The sequence below is a fragment of the Schaalia georgiae DSM 6843 genome (genome assembly GCF_000429245.1).
GTDB lineage: Bacteria > Actinomycetota > Actinomycetes > Actinomycetales > Actinomycetaceae > Pauljensenia > Pauljensenia georgiae.
This window is the reverse complement of record NZ_AUBM01000006.1, coordinates 445342-461883: the sequence shown is the minus strand read 5'-3', so window position 1 is coordinate 461883 and position 16542 is coordinate 445342. Positions and strand designations below refer to the sequence as shown.

The 16542-nt window shown below is 70.5% G+C and carries 16 protein-coding genes and 1 riboswitch; of the genes, 10 read left to right on the top strand and 6 right to left on the bottom strand.

Annotated features, from left to right (window positions below; genetic code table 11):
* Positions 1–34: 34 nt before the first annotated feature.
* Genes G447_RS0102020 through G447_RS0102010 form a run of 3 tightly spaced genes read right to left on the bottom strand, consistent with a single transcriptional unit; the run spans position 35 to position 3456 of the window.
* The gene (locus tag G447_RS0102020; protein ID WP_026429848.1) at positions 35–1966 is read right to left on the bottom strand and encodes a carbohydrate-binding domain-containing protein; all 1932 of its coding nucleotides are present in this window, start codon (positions 1964–1966) and stop codon (positions 35–37) included.
* Positions 1967–1985: 19 nt separating this feature from the next.
* Positions 1986–2777, bottom strand: a complete 792-nt coding sequence (locus tag G447_RS0102015; RefSeq protein WP_005868717.1) for a polyphosphate polymerase domain-containing protein — start codon at positions 2775–2777, stop codon at positions 1986–1988.
* A 46-nt stretch (positions 2778–2823) separates the two neighbouring features.
* On the bottom strand, positions 2824–3456 hold the full coding sequence (locus G447_RS0102010; RefSeq protein WP_026429847.1) for a DUF4956 domain-containing protein: 633 nt from the start codon (positions 3454–3456) through the stop codon (positions 2824–2826).
* A 138-nt stretch (positions 3457–3594) separates the two neighbouring features.
* On the opposite strand from G447_RS0102010, the gene G447_RS0102005 reads away from it, so the two are divergent.
* Positions 3595–4605 (top strand): potassium channel family protein, encoded by a 1011-nt coding sequence (locus G447_RS0102005; RefSeq protein WP_034475923.1) that lies wholly within the window; start codon positions 3595–3597, stop codon positions 4603–4605.
* Between the two features lie 125 nt (positions 4606–4730).
* Here the strand turns inward: G447_RS0102005 and G447_RS0102000 are convergent, their stop codons facing one another.
* The 3 genes from G447_RS0102000 to G447_RS0101990 form a co-directional block, all read right to left on the bottom strand.
* Positions 4731–5996, bottom strand: a complete 1266-nt coding sequence (locus G447_RS0102000; RefSeq protein ID WP_026429845.1) for an MFS transporter — start codon at positions 5994–5996, stop codon at positions 4731–4733.
* A gap of 9 nt (positions 5997–6005) precedes the next feature.
* Entirely contained in the window at positions 6006–6638 is a 633-nt protein-coding gene (locus G447_RS0101995) for a TetR/AcrR family transcriptional regulator (protein WP_026429844.1), read from the bottom strand.
* Positions 6639–7029: 391 nt separating this feature from the next.
* A complete protein-coding gene (locus G447_RS0101990) occupies positions 7030–7704 on the bottom strand; it encodes an SA1002 family membrane protein (RefSeq protein ID WP_026429843.1) in 675 nt (224 codons plus the stop codon).
* 131 nt (positions 7705–7835) lie between these two features.
* On the opposite strand from G447_RS0101990, the gene G447_RS0101985 reads away from it, so the two are divergent.
* The 9 genes from G447_RS0101985 to G447_RS0101945 all read left to right on the top strand — a co-directional run bounded on the left by G447_RS0101985 (position 7836) and on the right by G447_RS0101945 (position 16541).
* Entirely contained in the window at positions 7836–8300 is a 465-nt protein-coding gene (locus tag G447_RS0101985) for a RidA family protein (RefSeq protein WP_026429842.1), read from the top strand.
* A 574-nt stretch (positions 8301–8874) separates the two neighbouring features.
* Positions 8875–9306 carry a DUF2249 domain-containing protein gene (locus G447_RS0101980; RefSeq protein WP_026429841.1) on the top strand — a complete coding sequence of 144 codons (432 nt, stop codon included), beginning with the start codon at positions 8875–8877 and terminating at the stop codon, positions 9304–9306.
* Between the two features lie 59 nt (positions 9307–9365).
* Entirely contained in the window at positions 9366–9839 is a 474-nt protein-coding gene (locus tag G447_RS0101975; protein WP_026429840.1) for an SRPBCC family protein, read from the top strand.
* Between the two features lie 128 nt (positions 9840–9967).
* Entirely contained in the window at positions 9968–10426 is a 459-nt protein-coding gene (locus G447_RS10890) for a helix-turn-helix domain-containing protein (protein WP_051226194.1), read from the top strand.
* Between the two features lie 9 nt (positions 10427–10435).
* Positions 10436–11017, top strand: coding sequence for a PIN domain-containing protein (locus tag G447_RS0101965; protein ID WP_026429839.1), 582 nt, complete (start codon positions 10436–10438; stop codon positions 11015–11017).
* 205 nt (positions 11018–11222) lie between these two features.
* A riboswitch (TPP riboswitch) is annotated at positions 11223–11325 on the top strand.
* A 32-nt stretch (positions 11326–11357) separates the two neighbouring features.
* Entirely contained in the window at positions 11358–11966 is a 609-nt protein-coding gene (locus tag G447_RS0101960) for an ECF transporter S component (protein WP_026429838.1), read from the top strand.
* Entirely contained in the window at positions 11959–14472 is a 2514-nt protein-coding gene (locus G447_RS10885; RefSeq protein WP_034475920.1) for an ATP-binding cassette domain-containing protein, read from the top strand. Before G447_RS0101960 ends, G447_RS10885 begins: the two co-directional genes overlap by 8 nt.
* Positions 14469–15023, top strand: coding sequence for a nucleoside/nucleotide kinase family protein (locus G447_RS10880; protein ID WP_034475919.1), 555 nt, complete (start codon positions 14469–14471; stop codon positions 15021–15023). The genes G447_RS10885 and G447_RS10880 overlap by 4 nt, the downstream gene beginning before the upstream one ends.
* Before the next feature lie 24 nt (positions 15024–15047).
* Complete coding sequence (locus G447_RS0101945; RefSeq protein WP_026429837.1) at positions 15048–16541, top strand: phospholipase D-like domain-containing protein; 1494 nt, start codon at positions 15048–15050, stop codon at positions 16539–16541.
* Position 16542 lies beyond the last annotated feature (1 nt).

Below are 16542 nucleotides of genomic sequence, written 5' to 3'. Positions count from 1 at the left end.
GGCGCCGGACCGGCCGACGGCCGCTCTGTGCCTGTCAGCTGAGTGACGGCGGCTGCGTCGGCAGGACAGCGCCATCACTGGGCGGCTCAAGCGGATTCCCCGCAGGCGGCTCGCCACCCGGCGCCCCCGGCCCTCCCGGTGCTCCCGGTGCCCCGGGCTGTCCGCCCGGACCCCCTGGGCCACCGGGCCGGCCCGGACCGACCCCGCCTTGACCGGCGGTCGCCTCGGCGGTGTTGGAGCCCGCGGTCACCGTGTAGGTGGAGCCGTTCGTCATGCCCGGCGCGGAGAATATGACGTTCCCGAACGCCTTGGGCGACGTGAACGAGCCGAGTACCGTGCCCGACGAGTCCGCGACCGTCACGGCGTCCCCCGCGGCGCCGGTGACCGCGGCGCTCACCCAGCCCTGGCCGTCCGTGGAGGTCGGGGTCTCCACCATCTCGTTCGTGGACACCGCCATGACGGTGCCGCCCGTGATGGTCATCGCGCCGTTGGAGTCCAGCGCGCTGTTCGCCCCGGCGCTCGGGCCGTAGACGGTGACTGTGCCGCCGCTGATGGTGAGCGAGCCGTTCGAGTCCAAGCCGTCGCCATCGGCGTTCACCGTGAGGACTCCGCCCGTGATGGTGAGCTGCTCGCCGGTGTCCTCCATGGTGCCCCTGCCGTCCGGCGAAGCCGGCTGCGACGACGCGGTCGATGAGTCCGACTCCTCCTTCGCGGCCAGCCCCGCCTCGACGGTGGTCGAACCGGAGGCGTTGACGCCGTCATCGGTGCTGGTGAGGTCGACCTTCCCCGCGGACACCGTGATCAGGCCGCCCTCGAGGGCCTCGGTGGACCGTGTGACCGTGAGGTCCGCGCCGTCCAGGACCGCCGCGACCTCCGCGTGCGCGCCGTCGTCTCCCGACGAGGCGGAGATCGTGCCCCCGCCCAGGCGCAGCGCGCCGTCGGAGTGGATGGCGTCGTCCCCGGAGTCCACGGTCACGGTGGGGGAGCCGCCCGTGAGGACGTAGGTCCCCGCCTTGATGCCCTTGGCCGAGCCGGAGGCCGGTTCTCCGGCCGCCGCCCCGCCGCCGCTTGTGATGTCGACGGAGCCGCCCGTGATGATGGCGTCCGTTTCCGCCGCGATGCCGTCCCCATCGGTGACGGCCCTCACCGTTCCGCCGGTGATGGCGATGTAGCCCTTCGTCTCATCGGAGTCCTGGTCCGACTTGAGGGCGTCCCCGCCCGAGGCCACCGTCACCTCGCCGCCCGCGATGGTGAGGGAGTCCTTGCCCCGCAGGCCGTCGTCCGAGGCGGTGGCCGTGACCGTGCCCGAGGCGACGTACAGGTCGTCCTTCGAGGTGATCGCATCGGAGGCGCCAGAGGTGACGGACAGCGACCCCGACCCCGTGATGGTGAGGTCCATGTCCGCGTAGACCGCGGCGTTCGCCTTGGCGTCCGCCTCGTAGGCGCCGTCGGTCACGGTCGAGCTGCCCACCAGGGAGAGCACCAGGTCGTCGCCGGAGGTCGCTTCGATCGCCGCTCCGGATGACGAGGCGATGGTCGCGTTGTCGAGGATCAGCACGACGCGGTCCTCGTCCCCGGCGGCCACGACGACCTTCCCGCTGAGGGAGCCGGTGAGGCGGTAGACCCCCGCCTTCGAAATGGTGACGGTCCCGTCGGCGCTGGACACTCCGTCCGAGGAACTGGTCGCGCCGCCTCCGCTGAGCGCCACGTCGACCGCGTTTGAGGCGGACCAGTCGGAGTCTTCCACGTGGGAGGCCTTCGCGTTCGCGGCCAGCGCCTCGGCGGCCGTCGGCGGTGCGGTCGTGTCGCCGTCGCCCGTTGCGGAAGCCGATGCGGTCGTCGTGGTGGCCGCGCCGCTCGCCTGGCCATTCGAACCCGGTGAGCATGCGCCGAGGGCGAGTGCGGAGACGAGGGCGACGGCGCCGAGCGCCCGGGCTGGGGTGAATACTGGTTTCAAGGTTTTCATGGGCGTGTCTTCCTCTCAGTCAGGCTGCGAGCCCGAAGTGCCGGGTGAGGACGCGGTTCCACCGGTTGGTGGGCAGCTCTTCGTGGAGCGCGGCCATGGCCGTCGCGTATTTCGAAATCCTGGTGGGTCTGTGTCCATTGCACCACAGGAGGTGGTCGAGGTACGAGGGGGTGGCGGTCCCCTTCGTCTCGATGATGACGAGGTCGGGGCGCGCCAGCGTGCGCGCCGGGCGCCCCTGGGGGTCCAGCGCCGCCCACGCGAGGTCGGAGTCGATGGTGGCCCGCGCCCGGCCCCCGGGCAACAACAGCGTGGACCGCGAGTAGGATCCCCGCAGCACTGGTTCCACTTCCTGGGCCGCCTCGGGGCGGCCCACCCGTTCGAGGCGGGCGGCCACCCACCCCCGGCGGGCGGCGGTCAGGGGCCTTCCCGCCTCGTGGGGCGCGATCCGCTGACGTTCTTTAATAGTGGTGCCGCGCGGGCCACGGGTCTTGACCTCGAGGAACGCCTGGCCGGAGTCCACGTAGCGGCGGGTGCGCACTTTGAAGCGGCGCCTGCGGGGGCGCGCGGTCATGGTGAACGCGTCCAGCCCGGGCGTGTCGTAGTAGGTGGTGGAGTAGGCGGACACGTCAAGCCCGTCGATGCTCAGCAGGCGCGAGGCCGGGTCGACCAGTGCCAGGATCCTGCGGGCCTCCTCGAGCCCCAAGACGTACTTGCGGTCGACGCGGGTGAGCAGGGCGGCGCGTTTATTGAGGTCCCCGAGGCCGATGGGTGCGAGGGCGCGCGGCACGACGCGGGTGCGGGTGGTGGGCATTGCTTCTCCTCCTTCTTGTGGGGCCACTCCTCTTCGCGGGGCCGGCCTACGCGGCCGTGGCGTGGGCGGGCGACTGGGCGTCGTCGGCGGTGCGGGACGCGGCGCCGTGGCGGGGGGCCGTCGCAGCGCTTTTCCCGCGCGACTGCCTCGTGCGCACATCGACCAGAGTGAGGTCGTTGACGAGGTCGAGCTTGATGACCCTGGTCGCGACCACGGAGGCCCCCAGGCGCTCCTCGAGGGCGGCAGCGAGGGCGTCCTGGTCGGCGATCGCGCTGTCCAGTTGGACGGTTTGCGTCGTGTAGCGGCCGAAGACCAGTGTCGAGTCGCCCAGTGCCAGGGCGCCCAGTATGAGGGCGATGAGCCCGAGCAGCAGGGGCGTGGCCTGGGTGGTCATGCCCGACAGCAGTCCGATCGACAGGGCGGCGAAGTAGTAGGCGATCTCCGTTTGCGAGATCTGGTCCGAGCGCAGGCGGATGATGGAGAGGACGCCGAAGAGCCCCAAGCCCAGGCCCGCGCTCACTGTCGAATTGGCCAGGACCGTCGCCACCGCGAGCACGCCGACGTTCACACCGAGGAAGGCGGCGACCAGGTCGGAGCGGCGGTGGCGGGGGAAGTAGAGTCCGAAAACGAGGACGAGCATGGCCGCGAGGTCGATGCCGATCATCTGCAAGGTGCTCATTGGCGCTCCTCCGTAGGTAACATTTTGATTACGATTAATTACTCCACTCATTTCTGGGAGATCCCTGGATTGTTTCTGGGCGACTTTTGGGACTTTCTGGGTATTCCATCTGATCGTGAAGCGATGCACAATAGGGGAATGACGCGCCCCACGAAAGATCCTGATTCGCGTGAGGGGCTCCACAAGAGGTGGGAGCGCCTCACTGAATGGCCGATGATCGCGATCGCCGTCGTCTTCTTGGCCGTCTACTCCGCCGAGGTCCTCACCGACTCCGGGGAGGGGAGCGGCCACGAGGTGGTCCTCGACTGCTGTTGGGCGCTCTTCGCCGTGGACTTCGCTGCCCGACTGGCCACCGCGCCCCGCAGATGGCACTGGCTGCGCCACAATATGCTGGACTTCGCATCCGTGGTGCTGCCCGCGCTGCGGCCGCTGCGCCTCGTGCGGATACTCGCGGCGTTCCGCGTTTTCCAGCGCCGCGCGGAAACCACTTTCCGGGGGCGCCTCGTCCTGTACACGGGTGGGCTGTCCGTCCTGCTCGTGTGGATGGGGGCGCTCGCGGTCCTCCAAGCGGAACGGCACGCGCAGGGCGCCCTCATCACCGACGTCGGCCGAGCCCTGTGGTGGTCGCTGGTCACGGTCACCACCGTCGGCTACGGGGACATCTCCCCGGTCACCCCCACCGGGAGGATCGTCGCCACAGGTTTCATGTTCTTCGGCATAGCGCTGCTCGGCGTGGTCACGGGCCTGTTCTCCTCGTGGATCGTCGAGCGGGTCCGCGACGACGCGGAACAGGCAGCGCGCGGGCCGGATCACACGCCCGGGAACGTCCTCGGCGCCGCGCGGGCCAGTGTGGGCGGAACGCCGTGGGGCCGCGGGGCCGATGACAGGGCGCGGGCCGGTGTTGGCGGAGCGGGCGTCGTGGGGGATGGCGTTGGTCCGGACACCGCCGCCCTCGCCAGGGAGGTCGCCCAGTTGCGCCGCGCGGTCGCACGCCTCACACTCCACGTCCAGCGCCTCGACGGCAGTGCGGGGCGCTCGGACGGCCCTCCCCAGGGGCCGTCGGACTGCCCGCAGGACGGAGCGGAAGAGGGGAGCGGGGAATGGGGCGGTGGCCCGGTCCCGCCAGGCGCCTCAACGGATGCGGACTGAGCGGGGAGCGGCACTGGGCGGGCGGCGGCCCGTGCCTCGTAGTGCCTAGTCGCCGCCCACCGCCCCCGGATCCGAGTGCGCCCCCGCCCTGATCGACGGGCGGGGGCGCACTTGAGTGCGTAGTGTCACGCACGGGTTCCGTCTGCGCGAGCGGTGGTGGAGGCGCGCTCGGCGGCCCATCCGGTGGGCAGGCGCGTCAGGGCACCGCCGCCGAGAGCGGCGAGCACGACGGCGGCAATCACCATCGCCGTGGCGAACCCGGTCTGCTGCACGCCGAAGCCCGTCAACAGTGGGCCGATCGCCAGTCCCGTGGCGTAGGCGAGGTTGTACAGGGCGAAGGAGCCGCCCAACGTGGGCGGGTCCGACCTGAACCCCTGTTCGCTGATCAAGGTGGTGGCCGGGGCGAGCAGCAGGGCTGAGGACAGGCCGAGCAGGCTCATGCCGACCCCGGCTTCCCAGACTCCGGTCGAGCGGCCGAGCACCACCAGCGCAGCACCGGCCGCGACGACGCCGATTCCAATGAGCAGACGGGGGCTCGTCGATGCCACGAACCGCCCCACGATCGGGTTGGCGATGATGCCCGCCAGCGCAGCGACGCCGAAAAGGACGCCGATGGCTGTGGTGGATGCCCGCGTCCCGAGGTGGGCCGGCAGAACCGGCTCCACTGCTGCGAGGACCGCCGCGCCGATGGCGATGGTGGTCACGATGGATGCAGAACCGGGCACGCGCAGCACCGCGAGGGGGCCGGCCGTGTCGTCGGCGCGTCGGGGCGAGCCTGGGATCAGAACCAACAGTGCAACGAGGTCGGCGAGTGCGACGGCAGTGGCGACCAGGAACGGGGAAGCCGGTCCGAGGGCGTCGACCAGGAAGCCGGCCAGGGGTGGGCCGACGAGCACGCCGAGGGTCACGGTCGACATCGCGATGCCCATCATCTGGCCCCGTTCGTCGAAGCCAGTCGATGCGGCGATCAGGGAAAGGGCCGCGACCCATGCGACGCCGCCGGCCAAGCCCTGCGCGAAACGCGCTGTCAGCAGTAGCCAGTAGGGGCCGCCGGTTGCGAACAGGAGAGTGGCGATCGCTAGGACGATGACGCCGGCCACGAGCAGCCCCTTGCTCCCACGCCGGTCGACCATGCGACCGGCGAAGAGCGTGGCGATCACCATCGCCACGGCGTAGGAGGCGAAGAGGATGCCAGTCGCGGCGGCTCCCCGCTCCACCACGGCGGGCAGCAGTGGCAGAACTGGGATCGCCAGGCCCTGGAGCAGCATGTCAGTGAAGAGGATCGCCCCGGAGACGGCAGTCGCCCGGGCGGGAGTTGTGCGGAGAAGCGCGCCGTCGTCGGGGGCCGCGCCGTCGGGGCGCGGATCGTTGGTGGTCGTATTGGTGGTCATGTGGTTCTTTCATGTTTCAAGCAACCCCTTCACCAGTGCCGCCATCGTGGCGTCGAGCCGGTCGGGTTGCGGAATGTCATCGGGTCGGGTCACCGCAGCTACGGTGAACCCCTGGAGCAGTACGAGGACGAGGCCCGCGATGTCCCGTGGTGCGACGTTGGTCGCGCCCCTGCGGGAGGCGACGATCCCCTCGATGCGCTCACGCCAGTCGTTGAGCGCGTCGCCCTTGTCGTAGTGTTCGAATGCTTGGGGCGCGACCAGTACCGTCGTCGAGGCCAGGGCCCTGAACGCCCGGTCGCCGGTGATGAGTCGCACGAAGCGCGCGAGCAGTTCTTCGACTGCGCGATGCGCCCGCTCATCGAGTGCGACAGTCTCGTCGTCGGCACTGCCGGTATCGCCAGTGGCGGGGCTGACCGTATCGAATAGGCGCTGGCCGTAGTCGGACCAGCCCCATTCGAGTGCTTCCACCAACAGGGTCCGCTTGTCGCGGAAGTGATGGTGCAACGCGCCCCGCGTCACGCCCGCTCGTTCGGCGATGTGCTCGAACGTCGCCCCCCTCCACCCCTTCTCCTCGAAGGACATCAGCGCCGCTTCCAGCAGCGCGACGCGGGTCTTGGCCGCGTCCTCAGCTGTTCGTCTCATATATACATGTTAATTCGTATGTTAAAGAAGGATGGGGGTTTCTACTGTCCGGAACTATGGTGCTGTTCACTTGGCGGGTTGTTGCGAAACGCGCTCGGGCGCCGTCGTCGAGGGCGGGGCCGCATGCTCCTGGGCGGGTGCGGGTCGGCATCAGGGCTGGCTGCGGCGCGCTGAGGCTGACTGAGAGGTGTGTTGGGGTCGGCTGTGGCGCATTGGGGTAGGCAAGTTGCCTACCCCAATGCGTGGTTTCCTACCCCAATGGGATCGCCGGGCTTGGATCGCCGGGCTCGGGACGGCGTCGAGCGGGTGGCGGTGCTGGGGGCACAGGATAACACCAAGCAGGCGGGGGCTCGGGACGGCACTGAGCGCGGCGGAGTGCGCCTCGTAGTGCCTAGTCGCCGCCCACCGCCCCGGACCCCGGGTCTTCGGGCGCGCCAGGGGGTTCGGAGCGCGCCGCGTGCTTGCGCATGTGCTCGACGGCGATGACGACCCACGTCGAGAAGGCGATGGGCTGCATGACGATATTGAGGTTCTCCGGCGTCAACGCGATATCGAAGGCCATGTTCGTCAAGGACCTGCTCAGGTACGCTTCGAACATCTCCTTGATCCCGGCGAAGTACAACTGGTACACCACCAGGAAGATCGTGAACCACTGGATGAAGTACTCGGCGATCTGGTAGACCTCCTCGTCGGCGGCCAAGTGGAAGCGCAGGGTGAGTGCGCGCCTCACCACCAATTGGATGACGGCCGTGAGCAGGACGAGGAGTAGCAGCGTCAGCAGCAGCCACACGCTGCGGAAGTCCCCGAAACGCGACTGGAGGATCCCCGCGGCGTTCCTGGCGCTGTCGAAAGCGTTCGGATCCTTGATCAGCGCTACTGCGCTCAGCAGCGCGCCCCCGCCTACGGCCAGGAGTATCAGCAGCAGCGCGTTGCCCAGGGCCGTCAAGGCCAGGAAGGCCAGAGTCCGCAAGAACACGAGGCGCCGATGCGAGCGCCTGCCGTGCAGGAGAACTCCGAGCACGTACAGCAGCGCGCAGATCAGTCCGATTTGAATGACGATGTCCATAGGGCTCCCTTCCGCCACACTATTGTGCCCGAGGGGCGCAGTGGGCAGCTGCGGCGTTCGCGGCCCCGCGCTACCCTGAACGCGGCGCCAGCCGCCGCAACCGCGCAGGCGCCGCCGCGAAAGGAGCAACCATGACGAAACCCTCAGTGAAGCTGGCTGAACTGGGCATTGAGCTGCCGCCCGTCGCCACCCCCGTCGCCGCGTACACGCCCGCCACCATCGACCGCGGAGTCGTGCGGACCTCCGGGCAGATCCCCGTCGTCGGAGGGGAACCGGTGTGCGTCGGCGCAGTGGGCGATGACGGGGTCGACCCCGAGGACGCCAAGGAGGCGGCGCGCGTGTGCGCCCTCAACGCGCTCGCGGCCGCCGCTGCTGCCGCCGGGGGAGTGGATGGGCTGGCAGGGGTCGTCAAGGTGGTGGGGTTCGTGTCCTCGCGCCCTGACTTCTACGGGCAGGCCGGGGTCGTCAACGGCGCTTCCGAGCTGTTCAGCGAGGTCTTCGGCTCCGCCCACGCTCGCAGCGCAGTCGGCGTCGCGGCCCTTCCCCTGGGCGTGTCGGTAGAGGTCGAGGCGGAGTTCGCCCTGCGCCAGGACTGAGGGCAACCGGTGGTCGGGCGGGACGGCCGCTGTGCGCCCGCGGGTGTCGTGGCGGCCGTCGCCCTTGGCGCCGACGATGGGCACCGGCGCGGATGATGGCCACTGGCGCGGTGTCGGCACCGGCCGACGCCGACGCGCGTTATCGGCACCAGCGCGCGTTATAACCCCCTCACATTGTCGACAACGCGCGTCCGTGTCGACAGCGCGCGTTCATGCTCGCGTCTGGGGAACGTTGTGTTCCCGCAAGGGCAGGGCCCCGGACCGGTTCCCCCAGGGGTACGCACACAAGGACCCTGATTTACGAAACACCCGCCGCACACAAGGGCTTGATCCTGCCCTTGTGTGCGGTGCGGTGTTGTTTAATTCCCTCCCTTGTGTGCGGCACCAAGAAGGGATGAGGAGTGGGCCTGAGGGGGAACCGGTGGTCGGGCGGGACGGCCGCTGTGCGCATGCGGGTGTCGCGGCTGCCGGTCCGGGTGGCCCTGGCCCTTTCCGCGCGACGGCCCCATTGGGGGACCCTACACTGGTCGCCCGTGGGCGCAGCGCCCATGATCGCGAGGCATGAGGAGACACCGTGGCAACCAATTCCGAGGCGGCCCCCGCGGGCGCCCAGACCTTCAAACTGGTCGATGCCAGCACGCAGCCCGGCGCCGGTTGCGGCTGTGGTGGGCACGAGGCGCCCGAGGCGGCTCCGGCCTCGTCGAGCTGCGGGTGCGGTGGGCACGGCGGCGGCCACCGCCACGGGCACGAGCACCGCGGGGGCGCGGGAGTGGCCCACCAGGGCAACGACGACGAGTTGGACATCCACTCCATCCCCCGCGTGGTGCGGCACGCCGTGCTCTTCGCGGCGGTGGACAGCTTGCCCGTCGGCGAGAACATCCGGATCCGCGCGCCCCACCAGCCCGAACCGCTCTTCGCCCACCTGCGGGACTCCTCGTCCCACTACCGTGTGGAGACGCTCGAGGCCGGCCCCAGCTGGCGCTACCGCGTCACCCGCCTGGCCTGATCCGCGCCCCCCGGACGCGCCGCGGCGCGCGGGGCAGTCCGGGGCGCTACCGTTGTCGCATGAGCATCTTCGATGATGAGCCCGTTGAGGGTGAGAACGACTTCGACCGGGTCGAGACCGATGTCTTGGTGGACGCGACGGTCGAGAGGGTGTGGGCGCTCGTGTCCGAACCCGGGTGGTGGGTCAACGACGGCCCCCTCGGCGACCACGACGTCACCCGGGGTGATGACGGCGTCTACCGCGTCAACGACCCCGAGGCGGGGCAGTGGTTGATCGAGAAGGCCGACGAGGACCCGATGGATGTCGTCGCCTACCGCTGGTACCCCCTGGCCGACGATGAACTGCCCGACGACCGGGCGGCGCGCGTCGAGATCTCGTTGTCCGAGGAGCGCGGCGGCGTCGCCATCCACGTTGAGGAGTCCGGCCTCTCGTCGGTCAGTGACGACGAGGACGTGGCCCGCCAGGCCTGGGAGGACGAGGTCGGCATGTGGGACCAGGTCCTCACCGCCGCCAAGGAGTACCTGGAGTCCTGAGCCTCTGGTGGCGTGGATCATATGTAGACAGTTGCAGTTATAACTGCAACTGTCTACATTTGTGCGTGTAAGCCCCTTGGGGCGGGTGGTCGACCGGGGAGCCGGCGACCGTGATTGAGGAGTGCACCATGGCTGCCGCAGTGATGGCCAGGGGGGCGGAGACGCTCATCGTCTCCCAGAAGGAGCAGGCCGCTGCCGAGAAAGTCGTCAATGAGGTTGATGGTGGGCGGGGCATCGCCCGTGTCCGCCTGAAACTGGTCGTCGGCGACCGGGAGACCGATCTTTCCGACGAGCTGACGCAGCTCGTGCTCGCGGCCCTGCGCTGCGCGGGCAATGGGAGGACCCTGACGCTGGGCTCCATGCCGAAGGAGCTCACCACGACCGCAGCGGCGAAACTCCTAGGGGTGTCGCGCCCCACGCTGATGAAATGGGTCGGCGAGGGACGGCTCGCGTCCCACAAGGTCGGCAGGCACACGAGGTTCAAGTCCGACGACGTGCTGCGCTTCAAGAAGCAGCGCAGGCGCGCCCAGATCGACTCCGTGAGAAGGATGATGGAACTGGAGGATGAGATGGAGGACTTCAGCTAGTCTTGTTCCATGTCCGCTCATCCTTATCACACGGTTCTGGTCGATGCGAATGTGTGGTACTCACGGACCCTGAGGGACTGGGTGTGCATGCTCGCCACCGAGGCGGAAGGCGATTTGTACACCGTCCTGTGGACCGACGACATCCTCGCCGAGTGCACCTACCACCTGCGCAAAGCCAACCCGCGGTGGGAAGGCGGGAAAACCAGTCGTATTCGCGAATTGATAGAAGAGGTCTTTCCCGATGGGCGAGTGCGTGACTTCGTTGTGGAGGGCGGCGCCCTTGATGAAGGGGATCAGCATGTTCACGCAGCCGCCGTCGCCGGGGGCGCCGACTTCGTCCTGACGATGAACGTGAAGGACTTCCCCGGAGGGGATGAATGCCCGTACGAGGTCTACACCCCGGGGGAGTTCTTCATGCTGGTCTGGGACTCCGCCCCTGGACTTGTCGAACGTGTCTCTCGGAAAATGGACTGCTACTGGAGTGGGAAAGGGCATCTGTACTCAGTTGCTGAGCGCCTGCGGAGCGCGGAGAAGAGCGCCGCGATGCAGGAGTTCGCCCAGAGGGTCGCTAGGGCCCTCTGTGATCGTTGACGAGCACCCCCGGGCCTCTTTCAATCAGTCGTGCTCCTCGACCTGTTCCATGGTGAGCCGCCAGCCGCCGTGCGACTGTTTCGCGGGCCAAGGCCCTCGACGAGCGGGCCGCGTCCGCCGGCCGGGGCGCCGAGGTGTGCCGGCGCAGGCCGGAGCCGGTCCTCGCGCCCGGACTCGCGAAGAGAATGGTTGGTGACTATGCTCACCACTGTGCCACGGGAGCTCACGACGAGCTGAGAAGGGGATGGACCCCGACCGTTGAACCTGAACCGGACCATACCGGCGTAGGAAGGCTTCTTCCCTCGTGGCCGCTGTGCTTGACGAGAGGAGACACCTGAGCATGGCCGCACCACGCACCCCCGCCGCCCCGAAACTGGGATGGCGGGTCATCGATTTCGTCACCGCCGCCGTACTCGCCGTCGCGTGCGGCCTCATCTTCCTGGTGTGGAACCAGGTCGGCGAGGTCGGAATCGGTACCCTTGACAAACTGACCCCCGGCTTCGGTGGCCTGGCCACCGGGATCTGGATGCTGGGCGGGCCCCTGGGCGGTTTCATCATCCGCAAGCCCGGAGCCGCCCTCTTCGTCGAGTTCCTCGCCGCTTCGGTGTCCGCCGCCCTCGGATCCCAGTGGGGCATCACCACCCTGTACTCCGGCCTCGTCCAGGGCCTGGGCGCGGAGCTCTTCTTCCTGCTCTTCGTCTACCGGCGCTACACCATCGTCACCGCCGCCCTGGCGGGGGCCGGGGCCTTCTGCGGCGCCTGGGCCTACGAGTTCGTGACGGGCAACTACGAGAAAGCCCTCTCCGTCAACCTGGTCTACCTGGGCACGGGCGTCGTCTCCGGGGCCCTTTTGGGAGGCGTCCTCGCGTGGGCGCTCACCCGGGCACTGGCCGCCACCGGCGCCCTCGACCGTTTCGCCGCCGGCAGGCAGGCCCGCCAGCGTGTCTGACCCCCGAGCGAACGGGGACGCGCTCGCCCGCGCCCCGCAGGCCGGGGGCGGGGCCGGCGTCGAGGCGCGCGGCTGGGGCTGGCGCCACGCCGGCCGCCTCGCCTGGGCCCTCGACGGCGTCGACCTGCGGATCGAGCCCGGTGAGCGCGTCCTCGTCCTCGGGCCGTCCGGGTCCGGCAAGTCCACGCTCATGGCCGGGCTGGCCGGGCTCCTGGGCGGCGAGGACGAGGGCGAGGCGAAGGGGAGCCTCGTCGTCGACGGGGCCGCCCCCGCGGACCTGCGGGGCCGTATCGGGCTCGTGATGCAGGACCCCGAGGCCCAGGTGGTCCTGGCCCGCGTCGGGGACGACGTGGCCTTCGGGATGGAGAACCTGGGGGTCCCCCGCGAGGAGATATGGCCGCGCGTCAGCGCCGCCACCGGCGCCGTCGGCCTCGACGCCGCCGCCGACCACCCCACCACCGCCCTGTCGGGCGGCCAGAAGCAGCGGCTCGCCCTCGCCTCGGTCCTCGCCATGGGACCCTGCCTCCTCCTGCTCGACGAACCCACCGCCAACCTGGACCCGGTGGGCGTCGCCGGAGTGCGCGGCGCGGTCGAGAGGGTCCTCGACGAGTCGGAGGCCACCCTGGTGGTCATCGAGCACCGCGTCGACATCTGGGCGGACCTGGTCGACCGCGTCGTGGTGGTCCTGGACGGCGCGATCGCCGCCGACGGCCCCATCAACGAGGTACTGGCCTGCCAGGCCCGCGTTCTGCGCGACAGGGGGATCTGGCTGCCCGGGGACGACGTGGCCGCAGAAGCGGGCGCACTGCCCCCGCTGCCCGCCGCGGACTCCAGCGCCCCCGTCCTCAGTGCGCGCGGCCTCGCCATCGGCTACGACCCGGGAGCGCCTGTCCGCGAAGACATCGACCTGGACATCGCGCGCGGAGCCTCCACGTGCGTCGTCGGCCCCAACGGCGTCGGCAAGTCCACCCTCGCCCTCACCCTGGCGGGGCTGCTGCCCGCCCTGAGCGGGACCATCAGCGCCACCTCGTCCCACGGGGCCCCGGACCGCAAGGGCGACGACCCGCACGAGTGGTCGAGCCGCGACATGCTGGGCCGCATCTCCATGGTCTTCCAGGAGCCCGAGTACCAGTTCGTCGCCCGGACCGTGCGCGGGGAATTGGAGGTGGGACCCCGGGCCGCCGGCGCCTCGGGCCCCGAACTGGACGCCCTGGTGGACGAGCACCTCGACGCCCTCGGCCTGTCGTCCCTGGCCGGTGCGAACCCCATGACCCTGTCCGGTGGCGAGAAGCGCCGCCTCTCAGTGGCCACCGCCCTCATCAGCGCCCCGGACCTGCTGATCCTGGACGAGCCCACGTTCGGACAGGACCGCAGGACGTGGCTGGGCCTCGTGCGCCTGCTGCGCGGGGCGCGCGAGCGGGGAACGACCCTGGTGTCCATCACCCACGATCCGGCCTTCGTCGCGGCCATGGGCGACGCAGTCATCGACCTGTCCGAGGTCGGCCGCCCGCCCGCCCAGAACCCGGAGGGCAGCGCCCGGGACGCGGGCCCCGCCAGGAGCGGCGGCGCCGGCGAGGGGGAGCACGGCCCTGCGGGAACAGGCGCGGACGAAGCCGGGGACGCGGACGAAGCCGGGGGAGCCGGCAGCAGCGGCGCCCAGGCGGCCGCCACCGCAGCGGGGGGCGCGGTCCGCGCCGACCACCCCCGGGCGCGGGCGCGGAGGACCCCGGGCCGCGAGGGCGGGAGGGCGCGCCGTGGACTCGACCGCTTCAACCCCGTCACCCGGATCCTCGCGCTCATCGTCATGACGACGCCCCTGCTCATCAGCGTCGACCCAGTCAGCGCCTCAGTGGCGCTCGGCCTCGAACTCCTCGTCCTGCCCGCCGCGCGGATGAGGGCGCGCAACCTCGCGCTGCGCTGCTCGCCCCTGGCGGTCGCCGCGCCCCTGTCGGCCCTGTCGATGCTGCTCTACGCCTCCCCCGGGGGCGCCACCTACTGGAGCATGGGGCCCGCGGCCATCACCGACAGGTCCATCTGGCTGGCCATCGGCATCGCGCTCCGCGTGTGCGCGGTCGCCCTGCCCGCCATCGTGCTGCTGTCGAACATCGACCCCACCGACATGGGCGACGGGCTGGCACAGATCCTCCACCTGCCCGCCCGGCCCATCCTGGCCGCGCTGGCGGGCGCGCGCATGACCGGCCTCATGGCGGCCGACTGGAAGGCACTCGAACGGGCAAGGCGCATCCGGGGCATCGGCGACGGCTCCCGCGTCCGCTCCTTCCTCAGGGGGAGTTTCTCCCTGCTGGTCTTCGCCCTGCGGCGCAGCGCGAAACTCTCCCTCACCATGGAGGCCCGCGGATTCGGCGCCCCTGGCCCGCGCACGTGGGCGCGTCCGTCCCAGATGGGCGCAGCGGACGCCGCGCTCATGGCGGTCGCCGTCCTGATCCCCGCCGCCGCAATCACCGTCGCGGTCCTCACCTCCAACCTGTCGTTGGTGGGCCGGTGACGGCGCCCCGGGCCACAGTCCCCGCCGTCGCCAGGGCGCTCGAAGCCCTGGCGCGCACCCGCCACACGCGGCGCCCCGGCGCCCCCCTCGTGCTGATCGACGGCCTTTCCGGTGCCGGCAAGAGCACGCTCGCGGCCGCCGTGGCGCCCCCGGGCGGCCCGTGGAGGGTCCTCGGCCTCGACTCCTACTACCCCGGGTGGGACGGCCTCGAGGAGGGCTCCCGCGAAACCGCCCGCATCGCCCGCGACCTCGCCGCCGGGCGGGACACCCACTACACGCCGTGGGACTGGGAAGCGGGGCGCCCCCTCGCCCCGGTGCCCCTGCCCGCGGGGATCCCCACCGTCATCGAGGGCTGTGGTGCGCTGACGCCCGCCTCGCGCGCCAGCGCCGACCTGGCGGTGTGGGTGGAAGCGGGCGGAGGCGCCGACCAGCGCCGAACCAGGGCGCTCGCCCGCGACGGCGACGTGTACGCGCCCCACTGGCACAGGTGGGCGGCGCAGGACGGGGCACGGGACGGGGCGCGCCTCGCCGACTTGGTCGTACGCACCTGAGGGGGCCGCCGGTAGTCTGGGCGCATGGTCCCGTTGCCGCCGCCCGAGTTGCCGACGTGGTTGATCGCCACGATCATCGGAGTCGATACCGTCATCCGCCTGGTCGCGCTCGGGGTGGTCCCCAAACACAGGCGCGCCTCCACCTCGACCGCCTGGCTGCTGATCATCTTCCCGGTGCCCTTCCTGGGGGTCCCCCTCTACCTCGTCTTCGGGTCGTGGTGGGCAATGGGCAGGGCTCTCGACGACGACCCCAAGGCGTCCGGAATCGTCAAGGAACTGCTGGCCGCCGCGCCCGGGTGGGCGCCGCACGCCCACGAGGCGACCGCCGCCATTATGCGGATGAACCGCGAGACCACCCGGTTCGGCGAGACCACCGGGCGCGTGGGCGGGCTCTACAACGCGCCCGCCGATGCCTTCGCCGCCATGGCCGACGCCGTGGACCGCGCCACCCACCACGTCCACGTCCTGTACTACCAGACCAGCTGGGACGACGACACCGCGGTCCTCTACGAGGCGCTCCAACGCGCCGCGGCCCGGGGCGTCGTCGTGCGCCTGCTGGTGGACCACCACGGGCTGCGCTCCATCCCCGGGTGGCGGGGGTTCCGCGACCGCCTGGATGGATCCGGCGTCCAATGGCACGTCATGCTGCCCTTCAACCCCTTCAGGGGCCCCGTGCGGCGGCCCGACCTGCGCAACCACCGCAAACTGCTCGTCGTCGACTCCCGCACCGCCTTCGTCGGCTCGCACAACCTGGTCGCCGCCGACTACGACACCCCCGCCTACGCCGAGGCCGGCATAGAGTTCCACGACACGACCGTCAGCGTCCACGGCGGTATCGCCCGCCAAGTGGAGACGGTGTTCGCCACCGACTGGTTCTACGCGTGCGGCGAGGTGCTGGGCTCCGCCGACCTGGATCCCGCCGACCTGGGCGGCGACGAGGCCGCCGAGCGCACGGGCGAGGCCCACGCCTCGCCGATGCAGATCGTCCCCTCGGGGCCGGCGTACCGTTCCGAGCCCAGCCTGCGGATGTTCGTCGACCTCATCCACTGCGCGACCCGCTCCGTGTCGGTCGTCAGCCCGTACTTCATCCCCGACGAGGCCCTGCTGTCGGCACTGACGAACGCCGCGCTCAAGGGCGTCGACGTCGAGTTGTTCGTGTCGGAGGAGTCCGACCAGTTCCTGGTCGGCCACGCCCAGCGCTCCTACTACGGGCCCCTACTCAAATCGGGCGTGCGCATCCACCTGTACCAGGCGCCCACCGTCCTGCACTCCAAATACGTCATGATCGACCGCCGGACCGTCACCATCGGGTCGTCGAACATGGACTTCCGGTCCTTCGGCCTCAACTACGAGGTGATGCTGCTGGCCGAGGACCCCGGGCTGGCGGAGATGATCGCCGCAAACGACCAGCGCTACCGCGAGCGGTCCCGGGAACTCACCCTGGCCGAGTGGATCGGGAAGCCGTGGTACGCGCACTACGTGGACAACGTGTGCCGCCTCGGGTCGGCGCTGCTGTGAG

Coding starts and splice junctions, on each gene's coding strand:
- G447_RS0101965 (WP_026429839.1), top strand. CDS start 10,436: ATGTCCGCTCATCCTTATCACACGGTTCTGGTCGATGCGAATGTGTGG.
- G447_RS0101990 (WP_026429843.1), bottom strand. CDS start 7,704: ATGGACATCGTCATTCAAATCGGACTGATCTGCGCGCTGCTGTACGTG.
- G447_RS0101995 (WP_026429844.1), bottom strand. CDS start 6,638: ATGAGACGAACAGCTGAGGACGCGGCCAAGACCCGCGTCGCGCTGCTG.
- G447_RS0102010 (WP_026429847.1), bottom strand. CDS start 3,456: ATGAGCACCTTGCAGATGATCGGCATCGACCTCGCGGCCATGCTCGTC.
- G447_RS0101985 (WP_026429842.1), top strand. CDS start 7,836: ATGACGAAACCCTCAGTGAAGCTGGCTGAACTGGGCATTGAGCTGCCG.
- G447_RS0101945 (WP_026429837.1), top strand. CDS start 15,048: ATGGTCCCGTTGCCGCCGCCCGAGTTGCCGACGTGGTTGATCGCCACG.
- G447_RS0102015 (WP_005868717.1), bottom strand. CDS start 2,777: ATGCCCACCACCCGCACCCGCGTCGTGCCGCGCGCCCTCGCACCCATC.
- G447_RS0101975 (WP_026429840.1), top strand. CDS start 9,366: ATGAGCATCTTCGATGATGAGCCCGTTGAGGGTGAGAACGACTTCGAC.
- G447_RS0102000 (WP_026429845.1), bottom strand. CDS start 5,996: ATGACCACCAATACGACCACCAACGATCCGCGCCCCGACGGCGCGGCC.
- G447_RS0102005 (WP_034475923.1), top strand. CDS start 3,595: ATGACGCGCCCCACGAAAGATCCTGATTCGCGTGAGGGGCTCCACAAG.
- G447_RS0102020 (WP_026429848.1), bottom strand. CDS start 1,966: ATGAAAACCTTGAAACCAGTATTCACCCCAGCCCGGGCGCTCGGCGCC.
- G447_RS0101960 (WP_026429838.1), top strand. CDS start 11,358: ATGGCCGCACCACGCACCCCCGCCGCCCCGAAACTGGGATGGCGGGTC.
- G447_RS10890 (WP_051226194.1), top strand. CDS start 9,968: ATGGCTGCCGCAGTGATGGCCAGGGGGGCGGAGACGCTCATCGTCTCC.